The sequence below is a fragment of the Cucumibacter marinus DSM 18995 genome, from assembly GCF_000429865.1.
In the GTDB taxonomy this organism is placed as follows: Bacteria; Pseudomonadota; Alphaproteobacteria; order Rhizobiales; family Devosiaceae; genus Cucumibacter; species Cucumibacter marinus.
The window spans coordinates 1-2,334 of record NZ_AUCR01000026.1; the positions used below are offsets into that span (position 1 = coordinate 1).

The 2,334-nt window shown below is 63.0% G+C and carries 2 protein-coding genes; both read right to left on the minus strand.

Annotation, left to right across the window (positions count from 1 at the left end; all coding sequences use genetic code 11):
* On the minus strand, positions 1-409 hold a 409-nt coding region (locus tag G489_RS22425), incomplete at its 3' end, for an McrC family protein (protein ID WP_245578885.1).
* Positions 406-1,968, minus strand: coding sequence for an AAA family ATPase (locus G489_RS20180; protein ID WP_051332547.1), 1,563 nt, complete (start codon positions 1,966-1,968; stop codon positions 406-408). The genes G489_RS22425 and G489_RS20180, both read right to left, overlap by 4 nt.
* Positions 1,969-2,334: the final 366 nt, after the last annotated feature.

The following is a 2,334-nucleotide window of genomic DNA, read 5'->3' on the forward strand; positions in this document are numbered from 1 at the left end:
TGGCTTGCAGCCTTGAGATGAATGCCGCGATGATGATCTCGAGGAGCGTGTGGTGTTGTCCCTCGAGCGAAGCGGGTGCACCGAGATCGATATCGAGATCAAGGGCGACCGAAAGCATGTGCACGAGGTGCCGCCTCAGATCCCCTGCCCCGTCGATCTTGGGCAGGATCTCGATCGATCCGCCTTCGACCGCAACCATGCCGACAATGCCGCGTGCCTTGAGGCGGTCGCGCTCGAGTGTCAACACACCCCCGCCCCCACGACCGGCAAGCGGTGATACGTTGGCGGTTCGGGCAAGACGGCATGCCAGGTCTTCGGGAATGGTATCAAGGTGTTGTGGGTCTGGCCCGAAGGCCAGTTCCCCCCATTCGGGCAGGGTGCGGTGAATGCCGGGTGCGGTCGGTCTCACGAGCGCATGAACCCGGAGAGGTCAATCTCGTCCCTCACCTGCCAGCGCAGCCGCGGGGTCCCTTCATCCCATCCGCCATTGCCGGGTGGCGGGGTCAGGGGCCTGGCGATCACGAAGCGGCCTTCGACCGGGCGTCCCTCATCGTCCGGTGCGTCGCCGAGCACGGCGGCGACCTGCCCGAAATCCTCGTGGAAATACTCGGCGAGCAGCGGAATGATCCGCTCACGCATTACCGCCTCGACGTCAGCCCTTGTCCGGCAGTGGGCAAAATAGCCATGCCCGACCTGGTGCTCACGATCATGGAGATACTCGATACGCTCATTGAGGGTCTCAAGAAGACGCCGCACATCGATCCCGTCCACATCGTCGGGCAGGATACTGGCGTCGGGCATCATCTCGATGAAGGTGAAGCGGCGCCTCAGCGCGGTATCAATGAGGGCGATCGAGCGATCGGCGGTGTTCATGGTGCCGATGACATGAAGATTGGCAGGCACCCCGAACCGTATCCCCGAATAGGGCAATCGCACCCGAAGTTCGTTCGGGCCACCGAGCCGCTTGTCGGGCTCGAGCAGGGTGATCAGCTCCCCGAAGACCTTCGAGATATTGGCGCGGTTGATCTCGTCGATGATGAGGACATGGTCCCGTGCCTCCGTCCCGGGCTTGGCAATGTCGCGCCCGAAGGTGATGGTCTCGAGGCCGTCCCAGTCAATGATGTCGCCATCGAGCTGGTAGACCGAGTGCCGCCGGAAATTACGCGGATAGAAGCGCTCGCGTTCGGCCCCTTCACCATGCTGCCACAGCCAGGTGACCGCGCGCCGATGCGGATGGAAATCCGCGTCCGCATCGAACCAGTAGTCTCCCGTCACTTCGCCCACCGCCCTCAGACGATCGCGGCCGTCGGAGATCACGACATAGTCCCCGATGCCCATCACCGAGCGGAAGCTGTAGATCTGGCTGATATTGGCGTTCTTCTCGCCGGCCTCGGGATCCCGCCTCGTCTTCCACTCCTCCTCGATGGCCGGGCGGTCCGAGAACCGGGGATCGGACCAGTCGATATCCCCGCCCCAGCCGATATGGATGAGGCCGTTCTCAAGCCCGTGCCGGACCTGGTCTTCCTGCTTGCCGCGTTCACCCAGGGACAGCTTGAACACTGCCCGGCTTCGATCGAGCCGCCCGGCAGGCCTGGCCTTCTCTCCACCGGTGTCGAGCCGCGCCCGTTCGCTGAGGCGCCGGAATATGCCGGGGTGAGGCTTGAGGCAGAACCCGCCGGTTGTGGTGGTGCTTCCATCATCCTCTTCGCCGTCCGGTTCGGTTGTTGGCCGCAATCCTTCGACGAACTCCTCATAGGAAGAGGACTGGTGAAAGGTCACGAACTCGATCCGACCCTCATCACACAAACCGTGATAGGCCCGCATCAGCGCCTCCCGGTCTTGTTCAAGGGGTTGTGCCTTCTCCGCCCCTAGGCATAGGCGCACCGCCTCGAAAGCGGTCCGGTAGGTCTTGCCGGTCCCGGGCGGTCCATGAAGGATGAGATTGGTGGGCGGGTTGTGCCTGGTCATGGTCTGCTCCTGGTCAACAAGGGAAAAGGCGCGCCGGCCCGGCCGCAAAGGCGATCGGCGATGATCCGGATGAGAGAGGGAGATGGGATCCCGAACGCTGCCTGGCCCGGCGGGCCGACAAGGTCCCAAAGAGACGGTCTGGAATTGCCCGTACCTGGTTGGTGCGGGCAAATGCGGCGGGCCGGCAGCAACAGGATCCGTGTCCACAAGCGCGCAGCGATCCAACACGTGGCAGCAACCCGCGGGCATCGCTGCCGCCATCCGATCTCCTTGTGCCCATTACGAAAATCTCCATCCATACGTACTCAGAGTACGATAGAGGCTTTCGTTCCGTAGTCCACCGAGTTCTCGGATTTATCTGCCGTA